The organism is Gemmatimonadota bacterium (assembly GCA_026706345.1).
Taxonomy (GTDB): domain Bacteria; phylum JAAXHH01; class JAAXHH01; order JAAXHH01; family JAAXHH01; genus JAAXHH01.
Genome location: JAPOYX010000275.1, coordinates 1 through 16,861 on the forward strand (window position 1 = coordinate 1; position 16,861 = coordinate 16,861).

The window sequence follows — 16,861 nt, forward strand, 5'->3', positions numbered from 1 at the left end:
TATTGGGAAGAGAATTTTGGTCCCTTCCTGAATTGGAAACGCCTGCCGGGCGACTCGTGAAATGGACTGCGGCGAAGGCCATCGTCCTCCTGCCGGCGACCGTTACGATCTACGTACTGGGCGCCATATTGTGGGTGTTGGCGGATACACCGGGCGCGCTGTCGCCGGCGGAGCCCGCACAGGTCCGGTTCTGGATCGGGACCGCGATGGCGGTGGACGGCCTGTTCCTGGCCGCGTGGACCATGGCGCTGTTCGACCGGATCGGGAAGGGCACGCCGGCGCCGTGGGCTCCGCCCAAGAAGCTGGTCGTCCTCGGACCCTATCGCCACGTCCGCAACCCCATGAATTCGGGTATGCTGCTCATGATCGGCGCCGAAGCCCTACTCTTCGGCTCGTGGCACCTGGCAGTCTGGGCGTGCGTGTTTTTTGCGGTGTGCGCGATCTACTTCCCATGCTACGAGGAGCCGGGACTCGAGCGGCGGTTCGGAGACGCCTACCGGCAGTACAAGGCAAACGTCCCGCGCTGGATACCGAGGCTGCGGCCGTGGGAGGCACCGTTATAGGTCCCTGCGTCGGCATGGACCGCCGGGCGATTCTGTTTTGATCGAAACAGGAATATGCGTATCATAGAATGTAACATGGTTCGTATCCGACGCGCTGACCATTACCCGTTGGACGACAGTCGGAGCGTGAATGAAGACCGCCGTTTTGTTGTCCTCGCGAGATCTATCTGGGTTATTGCCCACGAGCCGTATTCGCGCTATCCCCTCCCTTAGGCTAACTTCCCCGATTCTTTTCCTGCTGGTGTTTCTGGCGGTGATCGCATACCGCGGTGGCGGCGAAACGCCCTCGGTGACATCCGACTGCGTGGATTGCCACCGGGAAGCCACACCAGCCATCGTCACGGACTGGGAACTCAGCACGCACAGCACGAACGGGGTGGACTGCGCCATGTGTCATGGCGGCGGGCACCGCACCGAGGACGACGTCTCCCTGGCCGGGGTCGCCACGCCCGATGTGTGCGCCACGTGCCATCCGATCCAGGTCGAGCAGTTCGCGGGTGGCAAGCACGCGCTCGCATGAGCCAGCATGAACGCCATGCCGACGACCCACTTTCTGCCGATGGCCCTGACAGAAGGGATGAAGGGCTGCGGCGGTTGCCACCGCATCGGTCTCAAGAGCGAAGAGGAGATCGAGACGATCAAGGCACAGGACGGGCTGTTCGGCCTGTCGTCCTGCGACGTCTGCCATACCCGTCATCTCTTCGCGGCAGGGCGGAGTAAGTGGCCGAAGCAAACTGAGCGGCGGCGCGGCCGAAGCGGCCGAAGAAGCTGGAGCGACAAGGACGGGAGTCGAACTGAGTGGCCGGATTGACCGGATATACCGTCAGCCTGATCGTCCTCGCGGTCGCCACAGTCGCCATGATCGCGGTACTCCTGCGGCGGCCGGACATGGCCGCGTCGGCCGGCGGCATGGTATTCGCGTTCTTCACGTTCTTCCTTCTGCCGGGCGTGGCCCTGCTCGGCGGCGCCGTGCAGCACTACGAGCAGGCCAAGACCACGGAATTCTGCGTCTCCTGCCACGTCAACCGACCCTACGAGGAGAGTCTCTACATCGATGACGGGCGGTTTCTGCCGGCCGCGCACTTTCAGAACAGGCGGGTTCCTCCGGAGCGCGCCTGCTATGCCTGCCATTCGGACTACACGATGTTCGGGGATGTGGACGATAAGATCCGGGGCGTGCGGCACGTCTGGCACAACGTCTGGGGGACCTGGTCTAAACCCGTGGCGTTGTACGAGCCTTTCGAAAACACGACCTGTCTCGCATGCCACGCGGGTGCGCGTTCGTACGAGGAGCATCCGGAACACCGGCCCTATCTTCGGGAGCTCCTCGCCGGTTCGAAATCATGCGTGATGTGCCACAATCTCGTGCACGAGGTGGACAAGCTCGATCGATTCGGGAAATGGGAACCGGAGGGCGGTGAATGAGGGGTCTATGGAGAGCCGGCCAGGAAAAGGGATTCGCCAGGCGCCTTCTGGTCTCGGGTTGGCTGATGGCGGCGGGCCTGATCGTGGTACTGGCGACCCTGTTCTGGAACCATCCGGTCTCGATGACCGTGTTCCTTTGCCTGGGGGCCGTGCTCGTCCTCGCCGGCATGTCGCTTTTCCTATGGTCCGTCGTCTCCGGCCGCGGGTGATGTTTCCTGCAATGCACTACCCGGATTCCTGTTCCCCGTCGTCCTCGATCGGATGTAGATCGATCGGGGTGAGCACGCCGTAGAATCCGTATTTCGTGCCGCGCCGATCCCCCTTTCCAGGCGGAAAATACGCTTCGATCAGGGCCAGCAGCCTCCTGCTGAATTCGGCCGCCTGTTCTTCTGAGAGGCGTGCGCGGTTGTGGTTGACGGACTCCTGGTAACACGGGCCGTACGTCCCTTCGGCCGCTTCGCGAAAAGCCTGGTTGAACTGGAAGGCAATTTCCGGCGGTATGGCATCCTCCTTCTGATCGCCCCGTTCGGGGTGCTCACGGACGCGAATCACGCCGGCCGCCGGCAAACCACGCAGGTCCCCGGGACGCGCACCTTCTTCCAATACCACGACGCCCGTCCGTGCCAGCATTTGCAGGTGGTACAGTACCCGGGCGTCGGTAACGTCCAAAGCCCGTGAAATCTCCGCGACCGACTTTCCCGCTCCGAGGATTTCGAGGATTCGCCAGCGCAGGGGGTCGAGGATTACGTCGGCGCGATCGTCTTCGATGACGAGCGCCGTGTCCTCCGAAAGACCGGAAGGGAAGTTCAGTTCACGCCAGGCAGTCATTCGCACCTCCGCTCGCTTGAGTCATGGTCGCCCCGGTTTGTGAACGGGTTACGGTCCGGGATTCAGGGAGTTGCCTCGCAGATGGCAAGCTATGGACCTGCCGACCCTGCGGCGACCTCGACCTGGACGTTCAGAAGGCCCGCTCTCTGATAGTAAACGTAGCGAAAACCGATGATCCTCCGACCTGGATAAGGTAATCGAAGACAAGCTCAACTGAAAGGGTGTAAATCCCGAATTTCCAGAAGACAGAATGGCTTGTTACCATCTTTGATTTTCGTGTTCGACCATCGTAGTCGTCGAGTTACCACGCTCGATCCTGGTATGATCTATGAATCAACCGCATAACCTCTGACCTGATCGGCCGCCTTGTGAACGATCTTCATCACGTTAAACCGATTCAAGGTCATCGCGGCCGCTGGGAAGGCGCATCAGGCACTCGCATCGTTCTGTCTGCCAATCGCTTACCCCGTGATTCCGCACGCCTCGTCCGTCAGGCTGTCGTAGTAGTGCACGTACATCACACCGTCGATTACGAGCCGGTCGGTGTGCGGCAGATCCTCCTCCCACGTCATTTCGACTCCCCAGGAGTGGGGCGGCTTCTTCCGCTTTCCCCAAAGGTTTCCGTTGTAGCGCCTGAACAGGAGCGTGCGGCCCGTGCGGGTGACGTACGCCATGACCAGCACTGTCCGTTCGGACGCATCTTCGTCGATGTCGAACACGCGCATACATTCGAACGCCCGGTCGCCGATGCGCACCGTGTAGAGGCCATGCGAGAACACTTGTGGTGCATCCGGGTTTTTTACTAACGTTCCGTCCGATCGCTCTGTCAGGAAGCCATTGTCTTCGACATGCCGAGACGACATACCCCAGTCCCATCCAAAGTCCTCATCAAGATAGGTCAGGAGTTCTCTGGTGCCGTCGGATTGCATGCTCTCGACGGCCAGCCATTGCACCTCCGTATCCGCCATGCGGCCCCAGACCCTGGTATGACGACTCCTCTTCTCCGGATCGTAATTGAGGGGAAGGAGTCCGTCCCTATCCCGACAGCGTTGTTCCTCGACCTTGATCTCAACGCACTCCCGTCCGTGAATGATGGCGCGCCGGCAGGCGGACATTTCCTTTACTTCCGTCAATTTCCACGCGGATCCATCGCAAGTCGGTTCGTAGTCCGCCCATCGCACCTGTTCGCCGATTTCTGGAACGATGAACCACCAGGACAGCTCTTGAAGATCAATGGAGAAAGGGGCTCCCGGACTTCTCGCGATGGAGATCTCGGGCCGGTAATCGGGAAAGGCCTCTTGCCTGGTTTCTTTTTTGTCTTCACTCATCGTGATTCTCCTTCCAGTCGTGGTGACGCCCAATTCGCTTCGAACCATGTCGCGGCCGTGGGACAGCCGCCGCTTGATGGTTCCAGCCGGGCAGCGATGCCGGGCCGCTATTTCCGCTATGCTCAATCCGTCCAGATAGAACGACCTCAACGCCGCTCGTTCCTCCTCGGGCACGTGATCGAAGGCTTCGACCACATCCGCCGCTGCCAGGCGTTGCCGGGCCGCCGGCACGCCGTGGCGGTTTATCATCGTCGCGAGCGCCTCGACATCGACAAAGCGTTCCCGGCGTTGCGTGGAGCGCAAGTAGTCGGCGCAGCGGTTGCGTGCCACCTGGTAGAGCCATGCCCGCGCGTGCCCGGGCTCTTGAGCCCGAAGCCCCAGCCATGCGTGCACGAGCGTTTCCTGAAGCACGTCTTCGACCGCGTCCGCCGACCCCAGCCGATCCCGGATCAAAGCGGCCAGCGATCGCTCGTAGCGCCGGATCAGGACCACGAAGGCCTGCTCGTCGCCGGCCCGGACCCGTCGGACCAGTATTTGATCACTGAGGAACCCCATCAGATCGCTCTCCCTTCATCTAACAGGGCGACTTTCGACGGGGAAAGGTTCAGGGGGTGCAACAATTCGTTGCCTTGAGGAGGGCCGCCGGCCGAATCATCCGCCGCGTGTTCCCGATTCCGGCCAGTCGGCACCGGCTCCCGGGCCGATAACATGCCAGTGCATATGGGGTGTCACGCCGGGCGACGCTGCATTCGTCCTGACGTAGAATCCACGACCATCCAGGAGCCCAAGGGAAATCGCCGTCTTCTGTATGGCCCGCATCATCGAAGAGAGCAGGTGCTCCGTCCAGGGCGGCCTCAGCCATAAGTCCCGCTACGTGGGCTTTCGGTACCACGACCACATGGACTTCGGCTACGGGTCGCGGATGGTGGAACGCCAGGACCAGATTGTCTTCATGTACCCGTTCCACATCAACCCTTCCTGAAAGTACATCCTCGCAATACCAGTCACGCCGCGCCACTGGAGACCTCCGATTTGAATGCTGATCGCTCAAACATCAGGTTCGTCTGCGTTCACTAATTTAATGGATGAGGCGAACCACGTTAGTTTATATTTGTTTGAGTTCGGCTGTAGTCTACGGCAGCGCAGAGGGTGGGTATGGACGGGGCCAATCAGAGGAAGAGAGTAATGGCGGAGATATTTTCAATCATGCGCGTCAGTCGCCTGAGGCGGGCTGCTGTAAAGGCCAGAGAGCTTCCCTTCGAAGAGAGCGACTTTTGGCCGGAAGGGTACCTGGCCAAATGGCAGCAGCGCATCGCTAGTACACACGCCTACGACCTGTTGCGTGTCTTCGATACACTTTGGCTCAAGCCAGGATTCGAGCTGCGTGTGTCTGTATACCGGTCGGGCGGAAACGGAAACGGCGAGATCTGGGCGGTGCCGACCGATAACCAACCCGTTGATTCGGGTGAAGGTTCCGGGTCTGAAGAGAAGCGGATGGATCGCTCATCCGAGGTCGTCCCGCTCATGCAAGCAATAGAGGGCGACGGGAGTCCCTGGTCCTACGTGTCTGCATCGATCCTGTCCCGCGAGGCAGAGGAATTCGGAGCGATGTGGCACGGGTGTGAATGGAGCGACCAGAAGATTCTCTCCAAACCCCCGCGGCAGCGCGATAACCAGGATTTGGTCGACACGCGGGAGCGGACAGGTGAGGCACCTGCCGGTACATGGACCTGGTGCGGTGCTGTTCCTCGTAGATGGGAGCCTGCTTACGCGGACACTGGAACGAGCAAGGTGGTTACTTTGCATATCTTCAATCCTGTCGGTGGATATAGAATCTACCAGGCCACGGACACCTATCCCGCCGGCAGCTACGATGCCGAGACCGAAGACACCGTATTGTGCTGGGGCGAGGGGGGTATCATCTACTGACCGGCCACGCGGTTTCCTGGGGTCACGCAGACGGTATCCACCGCCAATTGAACCCATTACCTGTCAGCCTGCGCTTGTATACCTACCGCAGGCCCGGTGCTCATCCGACGAGTCGCGAGTCTGTCGTGCAGGACTGTGTGCTACTCGAAGGCATACTCCAGCCCGTCCATTTGCACAGGCCAAATCTTGCGGATTTCAGCGATTTCATTTGACGGTGACATGACCCTGTGGGACTTCCGGAAGGTCATGAGGCACTCCTTAAAGAAAGCCCTGCTAGAGCTGCGCAGGCTGATTCCGTCAAAGCGCGCCCGGGACCTCTCTGTGGAGGGGATGATTGCGATTCGCAACCAGGTTGAGGAAGAAGTCAAAGGAAAGGTCTGGAACCACGAGGAAATCAGACTGCTCGCATTTGAGCGGACGCTCGAGAGCATAGGCTCTCCGGACCGGACCGTGGCGGCCCATCTGAATGCGTTGTACCTGAAACATCGCTTCGAAGACATCGAGTTGTATCCCGACGTCGAACCCGCTTTTGACCAGTTGGCGCCTCGTTACAAGCTGGGCCTGGTGTCAAACGGGAACAGTTACCCCGAGCGATGCGGGCTTGAAGGACGTTTTGCCTTCGTGGTGTTTTCACAGGATGTACGGGTCCGAAAGCCCGACCGCAGGATTTTTGAGATAACCGCGCGAAAAGCAGGTTGTCCGTTGGACGAGCTTCTGCATGTGGGGGATTCGCTTGAGAACGATGTCGCGGGCGCGCATGCTGCCGGAGCGAAAACGGTCTGGCTGAACCGGGAAGGTATGGAAAACAGCGCTGAGATCAGAGCCGACGTTGAGATAACCTCGTTGACCGACCTGCCTGGAGTTTTAGGGTCAGGTGGAAATTGAGGGCAGATCCTGGCTAGAACCCGTAACTGAGACCCAGTTTCAGGATCGGATACATGGACGCGACGCCGGGGATGTCTTCGTTGGCCGATTCGGCCTCCGCATCCAGGTCCATCCTGAACTGCGGGTCCGAGGATGCGGGACCGGTAGCCTCAAGGCTGAATTCCGGCGTCCCGTGATAGGCTATCCCGACATCCAGTACAAAGCCGAAGCCGGATCCGGCGGCGTTGCCCCACCCGAGACCCAGGTAGGGGGCAAACTTGGATGTTCCGAGCGCGCCGCGGGTCGTTCTCACCTGGGCCTTCGTGCATCCGTTTTTCCCGAACTCCACATCTTCCGTCGGAGCACCCTCGAGTCCAAGCGACCCCCCGAAGTAGAGTACGCCCGCGCTCAGACGGAAGCCGCTTTCGTTCGGATACAGATCGAGCACGGCCGTCACCGCGGCAGCGGGAAGCTCTACATCCAACTCCACATCCTCCACGGTGGCCTGGAAGTTGACCGGCTGTAAATCGATCCCCCCTCTGAGGTGGATCCGACCCCCGATCGGCGTTGCGACCTGCGCTCCGATCCCGAGTGTTCCCACGTGGACGGATCCCTCGACTCTTTGCGCAAGGGCGGGGGATACATCTAGGCCCAGTAGCAGGATCGTCATCAAACCAAATGCCAGGTGTCGCATAGTGCTCCTTTTGTTCATGTTGCTTTATCCTGTAAGGTTCGTTCGTTTGGAATGCTCAGTCTATCGCCTCAACTCCGCTCAGGCACCGGTATCCCATACCGCTGCAGCGTGGTTTCCAGCGTCGGCCGTCCCAGGCGGATCCGGCCGTCGTTCAGCAGGTAGGAGAACAGGTACCCCGCACCGAGCATGAGGATCCCGATCAGGAAGCAGTACATGACCGCGCGATCCGGATAAACGTCTTTCAGGTACCCCACGTACAGCGGGCCGAAGATCCCCGCGGCGGCCCACGCGGTGAGCACTGCGCCGTAGATGGTGGACATCTTCTTCGTGCCGAACACGTCGAGGACGAAGGAAGGCATGGTGGCGAATCCCCCGCCGAAGCAGAGCAGCACGTAGCAGACCAGGGCGGAGAAAATCCACGGGTTCGTTTCCGTCATCAGAATCCCGAAGACCACCATTTGGCTGCCGAGCAGCACCCTGAAGACCGTAACCCGCCCGAACCGGTCGGAAAGCAGCCCCCAGAACAGCCGTCCCAAGCCGTTGCAGATCGAACTGACCGCGATGAGCGTGGCGCCGTACTCGGCCAGCGTGGTCGGTTCGATGGAGTCATCCGCCAGGCCCCAGATCTCCTGCAGGATCTCCGACTGGAAACTGACGACCGAAATCCCGGCCGCGATGTTGAAGAAGAAGACGATCCACATGAAGACGAACTGCGTGGTGCCCAGGTAGGTGCGTGCGTGCTTCGGTTCGTCGGCCTCGTCCGAAGCGGTCGTCCCGGCAGTCGACGCAGTTGAAGGCGGCGGATCGGTCAGCGCCAGGCTGCAGGGGATGAGGATCAGGGCGAATATGATGCCGAGCCAGATGAAGACCTCGGGCAGGGCGCCGGCGGTCCTGACGATGAGGAATGGCGCCAGGCCCTTGCTGAGCAGAAAAGCCCCCACGCCGAACCCCATGACCACGATGCCGGTAGCCAGTCCCTTGCGGTCCGGAAACCACTTGGCGACGGTCGCGACCGGCGTGACGTAACCCAGCCCGATGCCCGCTCCGCCAACCACGCCGTAACCGAGATAGAACAACGGGATGGAATCCAACTGTAGCGCGAGGCCCGAGACCAGGTACCCGCACGCAAACATGAAACTGCCGATCAGCGCGAGTTTGCGCGGTCCCATTTTCGGCAGCATGTTTCCGGCCCACGCCGCCGACACGCCGAGGGTAAAGATGGCGATGCTGAAGGCCCAGGCCGTCTCGGTGTGGGTCCAGCCGATCTGGCGCACCAGTATCGTCTGGAAGAAGCTCCAGGCGTAGACCGTCCCGAAACAGATCTGAAGCGCCGTGCAGAAGAGCGCGATGGCGCTTCGGGGAATGCGCATCGCTCGTCCTCCTACCGTGCGTTCTCCGGCGGTGTGCCAGGCGTACCCGAATCGGGCGCCCGACCGGAGATATGCTGAAAGAGGCGGGCCAGGTCGCCCACCTCGTCGTCGCGGCCAAGGAGATCGTCGGCCGTGGTGTCCGTCTCCTTGTTGCCCGCCAGGTTCACGGCGTATGCGAGCAGCTCCGCCAAGGGTTTCGCGGCGAGATTGACCAGCCAGATCGACGCGAGGACACCCACGACGAGAAAGATACAGATTAGAATGACCTGCTGCCCGATGGCGCGTTGGATCTTGAGGGCGACCTCGTCCTGGTCCATGCCGACATGCACCGTGCCCGCGACACCGGCCAGGATGGGGCTGCCGACCTCCAGGAAATCGCCCAGCCCCGGGATGCTACGCTCCACCGGCTCGGTACTCGCATGGTCGCTCGCCAGTATTTCCTCGGGAATGCCGGGTACGAAGGTATGGGCGAGGTACTCGCCGTCCTCGCTGGTGATGTAGATGTACCGGATACCCTGGATCTCGACGAACTGATCGATCATCGACTGCAGCGTGGCCAGATTCCGGTTGAGCAGGATGTCGACGCTGGCATCGGCGACGCTCTTGGCAATGTTCTGGCTGTTGGTCTCGTACTCCGCCGTCAACTGTGTATCTACAGTGTATATACACAGGGCGGACGTACAGAGGACGATGACGCCGAAGAGCAGAAAGATACCGAAGCGGGTGCGCTGGAACAGTTTTTGGATTTTCATGCTAGGAAAGCCAGCCTTGCCAGTCGTCCAGGGTCACGAAACGACCTTCCCGGACGACGGTGTAGTAGACCGTTTGCAGCCCCTGCCTGCGGTCCGGCCCGAACGAGACCTGCTCACCGATCCCGAGATCGTAGTTATTGACCGAGAATACTGCTTCCTCCAGGCCGTCTCGATCGGGGGCTTCTCCCAGACGGCGCAGGATCTCGGTCATCAACTTGGCGTCCAGGAACCCCTCCAGACTGACGAAGCTCTGAGGAAACGGAGTATACGGCTCCTGGACGAGCTCTTCGGGGACCGCCGGATCGTAGCGTTCCATCAGTTCGCGGTACTCCTGCACCGCCGGAATGGACGTGTCCTCGTAGCTCGGGACCACCTGCGAGTTGACGAGATAGCGGGAGTAGGTCTCCACGTCCTCCCCCAGGTCGCTGAGCAACTGGAGCATGTTCTCGCTCCCTACGAACGAAAGGTTGGCGATGGGAACCCGGAGGTCGCGGTCGATTGCGTCCCGGGCGAAGGCCGCGCAGGCCGCGTACGACCCGATGCAGATGACGGCATCCGGAGAATTGGACTTGAGGATTTCCACCTGTTCCCGCATGCTGCCGGTGAAACGCTGCCCCCGGCGGTACGTCGCCTCGCCGGCGAGGCGCTCGCCGTGCCTGTCGAGGGCCGCCCTGACCCCGGCCCAGCCGCTTCTTCCATAGGCGTCGGCCTGGTAGAACACGCCGATCCGCCTTTTGCCCGCTGTGAGGAAATTGTTCACGAGCCCCGCAGTCTCCTGCCGGTAGGACGCCCGGAGGTTGAAGGCGAAATCACCGTACGGCGGCTCGCGCTGGGGCTGGGCGCCGGTAAAGGGGAAGAACAGGTAGACCTGCTCGTCCTGAAACTTCTTCAGCAGGGGCAGCACGCGCGTTACGGTCGGCGTGCCCACGTAGCCGAAGAGCAGGAACACGTTGTCCTCGAGCATGAGCTTCATGGTGTTCCGGACGCAGGGATCCGGCTGGTATCCGTCGTCGTAAAGCTTCAGGGTGATCTTGCGCCCGACCACCCCCCCGTTGTCGTTGACGTGATTGAAATAAGCCATGGCCCCACGGTACAACTCGCTGCCCAGTCCCCTGGAGGGGCCGGAAAAGGCAGCCGACATACCCAGAAATATCTCGTCATCCGTCGCGCCTTCAAAGCCGGTTCCGCTTCCCATTTCCTGTGCTGAGACCATATTCAGTCCCCCCAATACGGTATCGGCGTCCTTCAACCCCGCGCAGGAGACCGCCAGGAGTCCCGCGAGGCCGCGGCGCAGCATGGTCCTCCGCGTCAACAACGGCGCAGGCGACCCGGGCCTATCCCCTGATTGACCTTTACCGTCACGCCCATTCATACGCTTCCTCGTCATCAATTGAGCCGTGAAGGATCCTGTTCCTGCATCTCACGGCCGTCCGGCAACCGTATCCGGGCCGATACTATGACTATACCGGGAATCGCAGTACAATTAGCTGGTATGGGAAATGTATCAATTGTTTCCGTCTTGGAAACTGTTGTAATGATTCAAAAGGATAAAACCGGTACCACCGTGTTGCAAGGTATTTTTGCGACCCTGTGGATCGTGCCGCGGCCTACCTTCTCATGCGGTCCGGATCGAATTCGTAACTGCTGTACGGTTCCGGCAGACCGTTGTTCGCCACATCTTCCATCACGTCGCAGAAGTACTCCAGCTCGGGCAGCGTGGTGTAGAGATTCGGCGTGATACGAACCCACGTTCGACCGGAGTCCTCCCGGTCGTACCGGCCCCGGGAAGTCCGGACGTGATGTTCATTCCAAAGGTAGTCCCGCATACCGGTCGGATCCGCCCCTTCGATACCGACCCCCGCGATACAGCAACTCATTTCGGAGGCCGTCGGGGTATACAGACGTATTCCGGGATGCATCCGAAGCCGTTCCGCCCAGTAATCCTTCAAGTAACGAAGCCGTTCTTCCTTGCGCTTCGGTCCGATGGCGTTGTGAAAGGCGACGGCCTCGCCGATGGCGAGGAACGGCGCATGGGATTGGGTGCCGACGGACTCGTACTTACGCATGCTTGTCCTGGGGTTGTACCGCCGGCTCGTGGCGGGTCCATACAGCGGTTCGATCTTCTCGACGTGATCGCGCTTCATGTACAGCAAGCCGGTCCCTTTCGGCGCACTGAGCCACTTGTGCAGACTCGTCCCGTAATAGTCGCAGCCCAGGTCCGAGACCTTGAAATCCAGTTGGCCGACGGCATGGGCGCCGTCCACGACGACTTCGATGCCGTGCCGATGGGCCAGGTCGCTGATACGCCGGATGGGGAACACCTGGCCGGTGGTGTACGTGACGTGGGACACCAGGATCACGCGGGTCTTCGACGTAATGCCATCTTCAATGACCTTCACCAGCTCATCCATGGACCCTGCGGGAAAGGGTACCGGCACTTCGACCAGCCTGATCCCTTCCTTCTGCTCCCGGTTACGCAGTGCATGCAACATGGAAGAGTAATCATGGGTCGTGGTGAGCACTTCATCGCCCGGCTTCAGGGGAATGCCGTAAAGGACCGTCTTGAGCGCTTCGGTGGTGTTGCGTACGAGGGCGATTTCATCGGGGCTGCTCCCGAACAGCCGCGCAACGGACTTCTTCACGGTACCCACCTGGTCCCTGGCCTTGTCAACGTACACCCCGTACGGGTTTTGTTCCTGTTCCCATATGTATCGAACGACCGCTTCGGTGACGACGCGGGGCGAAGGGCAGGCGTAGCCGTTATCCAGGTTGATCAGGCTGCGGTTCACGGTATATGCCTGCTTGACTTCGCGCCAGAGCCCTTCGTCACGTGCGACCTGTCGCGGTGTGAGATCCGCGATTTCACTTACCGCCGCCTCGACGCTCCGGAAGGAATCGGAGCCAAGGAACGGTACCAGACCGGCCGTCAGACCGGCGGTTTTCAGGAAATGACGCCGTTCCATGGTATTAGGACGTCCCGTTGGACGGTCGTCTGCATCGTTTTCCGTTCTCATGAATATACTCCTTTGATCATCGATGTCGCGCCGGCATCCTTATTCCAGCATCCTGGTTTCGGAGCGGTACTTGAAAAGGGAATGCATCCTTGACTGCGTAATAAACAGTTTTACACATTGGATACCCAGGACATTCAAGCCGGAAGCCAGCAACTTGAAAACAAGGATCATCCATGGACCCACGCCTTCGCCAGAGCATGAACGCGTACTACAACGAACGGGCGGCCGAGTTTGACGAGATCTATACGTTGGGCAAACCGCCCGGCACAGTCACGGATCCGGAGCTGTACAAGGAAGAGGCCCGGTCCCTTGGAAACCTCGTCCGGGAACACTGTCGCGGCAGCATCCTGGATATCCCCAGCGGAACAGGCTACTGGCTTCAGTTTTATGCCGCCGGTTGTTCGTCCATAACGCTCGTGGACCAATCGGAGAACATGCTCGCCGAAGGACGGGAGAAGGCGCGCGAGCATGGCGTCGAGCCGATCACCAGGTTCATGGAGTCCGATGCCCTCGAGGTGTCATTCGAAGACCGGACCTTTGACTCCATCTTGGTGGGATTCTTTCTCAGCCATGTCACGGACGGTCAAATGGACCTGTTTCTCCAAAGCCTGCGGAACGCGCTGAAGCCGGGCGGCCGCGTACTCATCTTGGACTCCGGCTGGACGCGGTACCGCGGATCCCGGCCCAAGGAAGGCACCACGGTACGTACGCTCAATGACGGCAGGCAATTCGAGATCTACAAGCGGTACTTCGATAAGGCCGATTTCGACCGGTTGTCGGAAACCTGCGAATTGGATTTCACTGTGCAATTCGAGGGAAATCTCTACCTCGGCGTCACGGGAACGGTGCGCCAATGAGCGAGATCATGCGCGCCCGGGAATCAGCGCCGGATGCACACGCCCGGGGATCAGCGCCGGATTCGGAAAACCTGGAACCGGATAACCTGCATCGGGCGACCATCGAGTACTACAACCTGCGGCAGGTCCATGGCGACATGCCGCACAGGATCCCACGGGGACCCACGCCTGATCTGCCCGCCGAACAGGCCAGGATGGTCCGGGATTCGCGGGAGGCCATGCGCGGACGCAGAGTGCTCGAGGTAGCGAGTGGTACGGGATCGGCGACCAGGGAAATCGCGATGACCGCGGCTTCCGTTACGGGCATAGAGATCGCTCCCAACATGTTGAACATAGCCGCGGCAAGCGACAACCCGTCCAACGTAAGTTACCTGGCAGGCGACGCATTCGACCTTGAGTCCATAACGACAGGCAATAGTTTTAACGGCGGTTTTGCGGCAGGATTTCTGCACACCTGTCCTTCTTCGAGATACGCGGAGTTTCTGAATGGTTTCCACGCCAGGTTAGAGGGAGGATCTGTCGTGTTCATGCGATCGTCCAGACCGACGAGCCCTGACGCTGTAAGCAGGCTCTTCAGGGTAGCGGGTCACGCGGACCAGTTCATGATGCGGCAGTTGTCCGACGGTTCCGAGTACGTCATGGTCGAGAACGATCCGACCGAAGATGAACTCAGGAGCGTATTCGAACCCCTGTCGAAGGATCTCAGGGTGCATATCGGCAACTACTGGTGGTGGATCCGGTACGAGTTGCCCTGAGGACGCTTCATGTTTGAGATAGTGCGGCATGGCCACGCGCATGAACTTCTGACGCGCTCCGGGGCCTTCCTGGAAAATCGCGAGAGTGAGAACAACCTGCCTCTGGGTCTGGCGCACACACTCGCCAGGGATCCCCGGTACTATGGCGACGATCCACCGCTGCTGCTGAGCATATTGGAGAACGGTAACCCGGTCGGCGTAGCGGTCAGAACGCCGCCCCACCGAATCGTCCTGAGCATATTTGACACGGTTATTGATGCTGCCGTGGATCGACTCGTCAAACACCTGCGCAGCAGCGAGTTGCCGGTTCCCGGAGTCGTCGGGCCGGAGAGGGAATCAAGGTGTTTTTCGGACACCTGGAAGAAGGTTTTTCCCGATATTGCCGCAACGGTCTCCACGAGGCTGCGGATATTCGAGGCGCGAAGCGTCGTTGACGTGCCCATTTCGCCGGGGCGGATGCGCCTGGCCGAATTGGAAGATCATCCACTGATGGCGGAGTGGATCGCGGCGTTCTCCCGGGAGGCGATAGGGCAGGAAGCCGATCCAACTGAAGCGCTGGCCAAAGCGAAGAAGTACATCGGTGAAAGGAATCTATACATCTGGGACCACGAGGGACCGGTATCGATCGCCAGGGAATCCAGGGCCATGAAGAACGGTACTGTAGTCACACTGGTGTATACTCCACCGGAATCCCGCAACCGGGGATACGCGACTTCGTGCGTTTACGAGTTGACGAAAAAACTGCTTGCGGGCCGGTACAGGTTCTGTAGCCTGTTTACCGACCTGGCGAATCCGACCTCCAACCGCATATATCCAAAAGTCGGTTATGTGCCGCTGGGCGACACGCTGGAATTCGATTTTGATTACACGGCAGTACCTGCCGGCTGCTGACCCAGTGCTCGTACATCCACTAACTCGCGCCAAAAGGAGCGTCAAACACATGGCGAAGATCACTGAATTCAAAGGATACACCAGCGACGACCTGGCCAAAATCCCCGATATCCCCAAGCCTGAGACGCCGCCGGATCCCATGATCGTCAATGCCCAGGACGGCGTGCCGGTCGTCTATCCCGGTTGCAACGGCCTGGGGGTCAGGGTGGTACACCCCGTGAATCCCAACGCCCCCGCGGAGAACATGGGGCTGGTGCTGTTTTATGTGCCGCCTCATGTCGTGCTCGAACCCGGTTCCCATCCGACCGAAGAGACCTATGTCATCCTCGAGGGGTCGGGGGAAATGACGTTCGCGAATTACAAGCGCAATGTGAAAAAGGGCGATTTCGTCTATCTGCCGCCCTGGTGTCTGCATGGAATAGAAAATACAGGGACCGAAACCCTTGTCGTACTCATCTGCACCTCTCCTCCCAATCCGTGAGTTCAGGGAGGACGGTTATTCGAAACGTCGACTCCGTAAGATCGTTACGACCCGCCTTTCAGATGGTCCGGCAACGCATCGGGTTGCCGGGTCAAGGAGGATAAGGCTATGAGTTACTTGACTGAGCAGCAACTCGCCTTCTTCGATACGTTCGGTTACCTGGGATTTCCCGGTCTGATGGATGATCGAATCGACGAGATCATCAACGACTTCGAAGAGGTCTGGACCAGGCGCGGAGGGGGGCACAACGGACGGCCTCACGACGGTAAGGAACGCTCCTGCATCGTGCCGTTCATCGACCAGCATGAGCGGCTTTCTTCGCTGCTGGACGACGAGCGGATCAAGGGAATAGCCACCGATCTGCTAGGCGACGATTTCAACTACATGGGCAGCGACGGCAACTACTACGCCGGCGATACGAGGTGGCACTCCGATGGATGGCATCCCGAGATTCTACACATAAAGATCGCCTTTTACCTGGATACATTGACGCGAGATACCGGCTGTCTGCGGGTGATTCCCGGCAGCCACAAGCGGGATGATGTATACGGGGCTGCCTTGCAGGAAAACGTCGGCGAGAGTACGTCTCTGTGGGATACCGCTCCCAAGGACGTGCCGGCGATGGCGCTGGAGACCCGGCCGGGCGATATCGTTTGTTTCAACCACAACACCAAGCATGCCTCATTCGGCGGGGGTGGGCGCCGGCGGATGTTCACCATGAACCTGTGCCAGCGTTATCCCGAGCGTCTCGTCCCGGAACTGCGCGACTACATCAGCGGGGCTTCCCGCTTCTGGCTGGACGAAGCGTATGGCGAAGCGATGCTGCGAACCGCTTCTCCCGACCGTTTGCGCCATCTTGAGCAGGTCATGGCCAACGACGATCATTTGCCGGAACTCAGCCGGCAGGCCAGGGAACGCATGAGCGAACCGTCGCGAGGCTGATCTCGAAGATTGTACTCGCTGTATTTACTTTCGCGCGGCGAGGTGCTGACGGACTTCCGGTCTTCGTGCGCCCTTTCCTCAGGTCATCTTCCACTTCGTATCAGGAATGTCGCCGTGCTGGACGCGCCGCTCCAGTATAGGCGTCTGGCGTAACTCCCGGATCAGTTC

Annotated in this window: 20 protein-coding genes; 13 read left to right on the forward strand and 7 right to left on the reverse strand. The window is 60.0% G+C overall.

Going from position 1 to position 16,861, the window contains the following annotated elements; translation table 11 throughout:
• Positions 1-56 precede the first annotated feature (56 nt).
• The 5 genes from OXG98_19165 to OXG98_19185 all read left to right on the forward strand — a co-directional run bounded on the left by OXG98_19165 (position 57) and on the right by OXG98_19185 (position 2,197).
• On the forward strand, positions 57-563 hold the full coding sequence (locus tag OXG98_19165; GenBank protein MCY3774129.1) for an isoprenylcysteine carboxylmethyltransferase family protein: 507 nt from the start codon (positions 57-59) through the stop codon (positions 561-563).
• A 253-nt stretch (positions 564-816) separates the two neighbouring features.
• Entirely contained in the window at positions 817-1,083 is a 267-nt protein-coding gene (locus tag OXG98_19170) for a multiheme c-type cytochrome (protein MCY3774130.1), read from the forward strand.
• Positions 1,084-1,089: 6 nt separating this feature from the next.
• A complete protein-coding gene (locus OXG98_19175; protein ID MCY3774131.1) occupies positions 1,090-1,374 on the forward strand; it encodes a hypothetical protein in 285 nt (94 codons plus the stop codon).
• Positions 1,362-1,988 (forward strand): NapC/NirT family cytochrome c, encoded by a 627-nt coding sequence (locus OXG98_19180; protein MCY3774132.1) that lies wholly within the window; start codon positions 1,362-1,364, stop codon positions 1,986-1,988. Before OXG98_19175 ends, OXG98_19180 begins: the two co-directional genes overlap by 13 nt.
• Positions 1,985-2,197 (forward strand): hypothetical protein, encoded by a 213-nt coding sequence (locus OXG98_19185; protein ID MCY3774133.1) that lies wholly within the window; start codon positions 1,985-1,987, stop codon positions 2,195-2,197. Before OXG98_19180 ends, OXG98_19185 begins: the two co-directional genes overlap by 4 nt.
• 16 nt (positions 2,198-2,213) lie before the next feature.
• Here OXG98_19185 and OXG98_19190 read toward each other — a convergent pair whose 3' ends face one another.
• The gene (locus tag OXG98_19190; GenBank protein ID MCY3774134.1) at positions 2,214-2,816 is read right to left on the reverse strand and encodes a helix-turn-helix domain-containing protein; all 603 of its coding nucleotides are present in this window, start codon (positions 2,814-2,816) and stop codon (positions 2,214-2,216) included.
• A 461-nt stretch (positions 2,817-3,277) separates the two neighbouring features.
• Positions 3,278-4,699: an RNA polymerase sigma factor gene (locus tag OXG98_19195; protein ID MCY3774135.1), complete on the reverse strand. Its 1,422-nt coding sequence runs from the start codon at positions 4,697-4,699 to the stop codon at positions 3,278-3,280.
• 253 nt (positions 4,700-4,952) lie between these two features.
• Here OXG98_19195 and OXG98_19200 point away from each other — a divergent pair, with 253 nt between their 5' ends.
• The 3 genes from OXG98_19200 (at position 4,953) to OXG98_19210 (ending at position 6,958) form a co-directional block, all read left to right on the forward strand.
• Entirely contained in the window at positions 4,953-5,126 is a 174-nt protein-coding gene (locus OXG98_19200; protein MCY3774136.1) for a hypothetical protein, read from the forward strand.
• Between the two features lie 224 nt (positions 5,127-5,350).
• A complete protein-coding gene (locus OXG98_19205) occupies positions 5,351-6,073 on the forward strand; it encodes a hypothetical protein (GenBank protein ID MCY3774137.1) in 723 nt (240 codons plus the stop codon).
• A gap of 135 nt (positions 6,074-6,208) precedes the next feature.
• Positions 6,209-6,958: an HAD family hydrolase gene (locus tag OXG98_19210; protein MCY3774138.1), complete on the forward strand. Its 750-nt coding sequence runs from the start codon at positions 6,209-6,211 to the stop codon at positions 6,956-6,958.
• A 13-nt stretch (positions 6,959-6,971) separates the two neighbouring features.
• On the opposite strand, the gene OXG98_19215 is transcribed toward OXG98_19210, so the two are convergent.
• From OXG98_19215 to OXG98_19235, 5 genes are all read right to left on the reverse strand, one after another.
• The gene (locus OXG98_19215) at positions 6,972-7,631 is read right to left on the reverse strand and encodes a hypothetical protein (GenBank protein MCY3774139.1); all 660 of its coding nucleotides are present in this window, start codon (positions 7,629-7,631) and stop codon (positions 6,972-6,974) included.
• A gap of 68 nt (positions 7,632-7,699) precedes the next feature.
• Positions 7,700-9,001: an OFA family MFS transporter gene (locus tag OXG98_19220; protein ID MCY3774140.1), complete on the reverse strand. Its 1,302-nt coding sequence runs from the start codon at positions 8,999-9,001 to the stop codon at positions 7,700-7,702.
• A gap of 11 nt (positions 9,002-9,012) precedes the next feature.
• On the reverse strand, positions 9,013-9,753 hold the full coding sequence (locus tag OXG98_19225) for a hypothetical protein (protein ID MCY3774141.1): 741 nt from the start codon (positions 9,751-9,753) through the stop codon (positions 9,013-9,015).
• Between the two features lies 1 nt (position 9,754).
• Positions 9,755-11,050 (reverse strand): ABC transporter substrate-binding protein, encoded by a 1,296-nt coding sequence (locus OXG98_19230; GenBank protein ID MCY3774142.1) that lies wholly within the window; start codon positions 11,048-11,050, stop codon positions 9,755-9,757.
• 310 nt (positions 11,051-11,360) lie between these two features.
• On the reverse strand, positions 11,361-12,767 hold the full coding sequence (locus tag OXG98_19235) for an aminotransferase class V-fold PLP-dependent enzyme (GenBank protein ID MCY3774143.1): 1,407 nt from the start codon (positions 12,765-12,767) through the stop codon (positions 11,361-11,363).
• Positions 12,768-12,940: 173 nt separating this feature from the next.
• Between OXG98_19235 and OXG98_19240 the strand changes: the two genes are divergently transcribed.
• The 5 genes from OXG98_19240 to OXG98_19260 all read left to right on the forward strand — a co-directional run bounded on the left by OXG98_19240 (position 12,941) and on the right by OXG98_19260 (position 16,693).
• Positions 12,941-13,624 (forward strand): class I SAM-dependent methyltransferase, encoded by a 684-nt coding sequence (locus OXG98_19240; protein ID MCY3774144.1) that lies wholly within the window; start codon positions 12,941-12,943, stop codon positions 13,622-13,624.
• The gene (locus OXG98_19245; GenBank protein ID MCY3774145.1) at positions 13,621-14,379 is read left to right on the forward strand and encodes a class I SAM-dependent methyltransferase; all 759 of its coding nucleotides are present in this window, start codon (positions 13,621-13,623) and stop codon (positions 14,377-14,379) included. Before OXG98_19240 ends, OXG98_19245 begins: the two co-directional genes overlap by 4 nt.
• 9 nt (positions 14,380-14,388) lie before the next feature.
• Positions 14,389-15,270 (forward strand): GNAT family N-acetyltransferase, encoded by an 882-nt coding sequence (locus OXG98_19250; protein ID MCY3774146.1) that lies wholly within the window; start codon positions 14,389-14,391, stop codon positions 15,268-15,270.
• 49 nt (positions 15,271-15,319) lie between these two features.
• Positions 15,320-15,751, forward strand: a complete 432-nt coding sequence (locus OXG98_19255; GenBank protein MCY3774147.1) for a cupin domain-containing protein — start codon at positions 15,320-15,322, stop codon at positions 15,749-15,751.
• A 108-nt stretch (positions 15,752-15,859) separates the two neighbouring features.
• The gene (locus OXG98_19260) at positions 15,860-16,693 is read left to right on the forward strand and encodes a phytanoyl-CoA dioxygenase family protein (protein MCY3774148.1); all 834 of its coding nucleotides are present in this window, start codon (positions 15,860-15,862) and stop codon (positions 16,691-16,693) included.
• Positions 16,694-16,861: the final 168 nt, after the last annotated feature.

Bases quoted from the DNA above. Each gene is read 5' to 3' on its own strand.
- OXG98_19175 (MCY3774131.1), top strand. From the start codon at position 1,090: ATGAACGCCATGCCGACGACCCACTTTCTGCCGATGGCCCTGACAGAA.
- OXG98_19185 (MCY3774133.1), top strand. From the start codon at position 1,985: ATGAGGGGTCTATGGAGAGCCGGCCAGGAAAAGGGATTCGCCAGGCGC.
- OXG98_19190 (MCY3774134.1), bottom strand. From the start codon at position 2,816: ATGACTGCCTGGCGTGAACTGAACTTCCCTTCCGGTCTTTCGGAGGAC.
- OXG98_19195 (MCY3774135.1), bottom strand. From the start codon at position 4,699: ATGGGGTTCCTCAGTGATCAAATACTGGTCCGACGGGTCCGGGCCGGC.
- OXG98_19200 (MCY3774136.1), top strand. From the start codon at position 4,953: ATGGCCCGCATCATCGAAGAGAGCAGGTGCTCCGTCCAGGGCGGCCTC.
- OXG98_19205 (MCY3774137.1), top strand. From the start codon at position 5,351: ATGCGCGTCAGTCGCCTGAGGCGGGCTGCTGTAAAGGCCAGAGAGCTT.
- OXG98_19215 (MCY3774139.1), bottom strand. From the start codon at position 7,631: ATGCGACACCTGGCATTTGGTTTGATGACGATCCTGCTACTGGGCCTA.
- OXG98_19220 (MCY3774140.1), bottom strand. From the start codon at position 9,001: ATGCGCATTCCCCGAAGCGCCATCGCGCTCTTCTGCACGGCGCTTCAG.
- OXG98_19225 (MCY3774141.1), bottom strand. From the start codon at position 9,753: ATGAAAATCCAAAAACTGTTCCAGCGCACCCGCTTCGGTATCTTTCTG.
- OXG98_19230 (MCY3774142.1), bottom strand. From the start codon at position 11,050: ATGCTGCGCCGCGGCCTCGCGGGACTCCTGGCGGTCTCCTGCGCGGGG.
- OXG98_19235 (MCY3774143.1), bottom strand. From the start codon at position 12,767: ATGAGAACGGAAAACGATGCAGACGACCGTCCAACGGGACGTCCTAAT.
- OXG98_19240 (MCY3774144.1), top strand. From the start codon at position 12,941: ATGGACCCACGCCTTCGCCAGAGCATGAACGCGTACTACAACGAACGG.
- OXG98_19245 (MCY3774145.1), top strand. From the start codon at position 13,621: ATGAGCGAGATCATGCGCGCCCGGGAATCAGCGCCGGATGCACACGCC.
- OXG98_19250 (MCY3774146.1), top strand. From the start codon at position 14,389: ATGTTTGAGATAGTGCGGCATGGCCACGCGCATGAACTTCTGACGCGC.
- OXG98_19255 (MCY3774147.1), top strand. From the start codon at position 15,320: ATGGCGAAGATCACTGAATTCAAAGGATACACCAGCGACGACCTGGCC.
- OXG98_19260 (MCY3774148.1), top strand. From the start codon at position 15,860: ATGAGTTACTTGACTGAGCAGCAACTCGCCTTCTTCGATACGTTCGGT.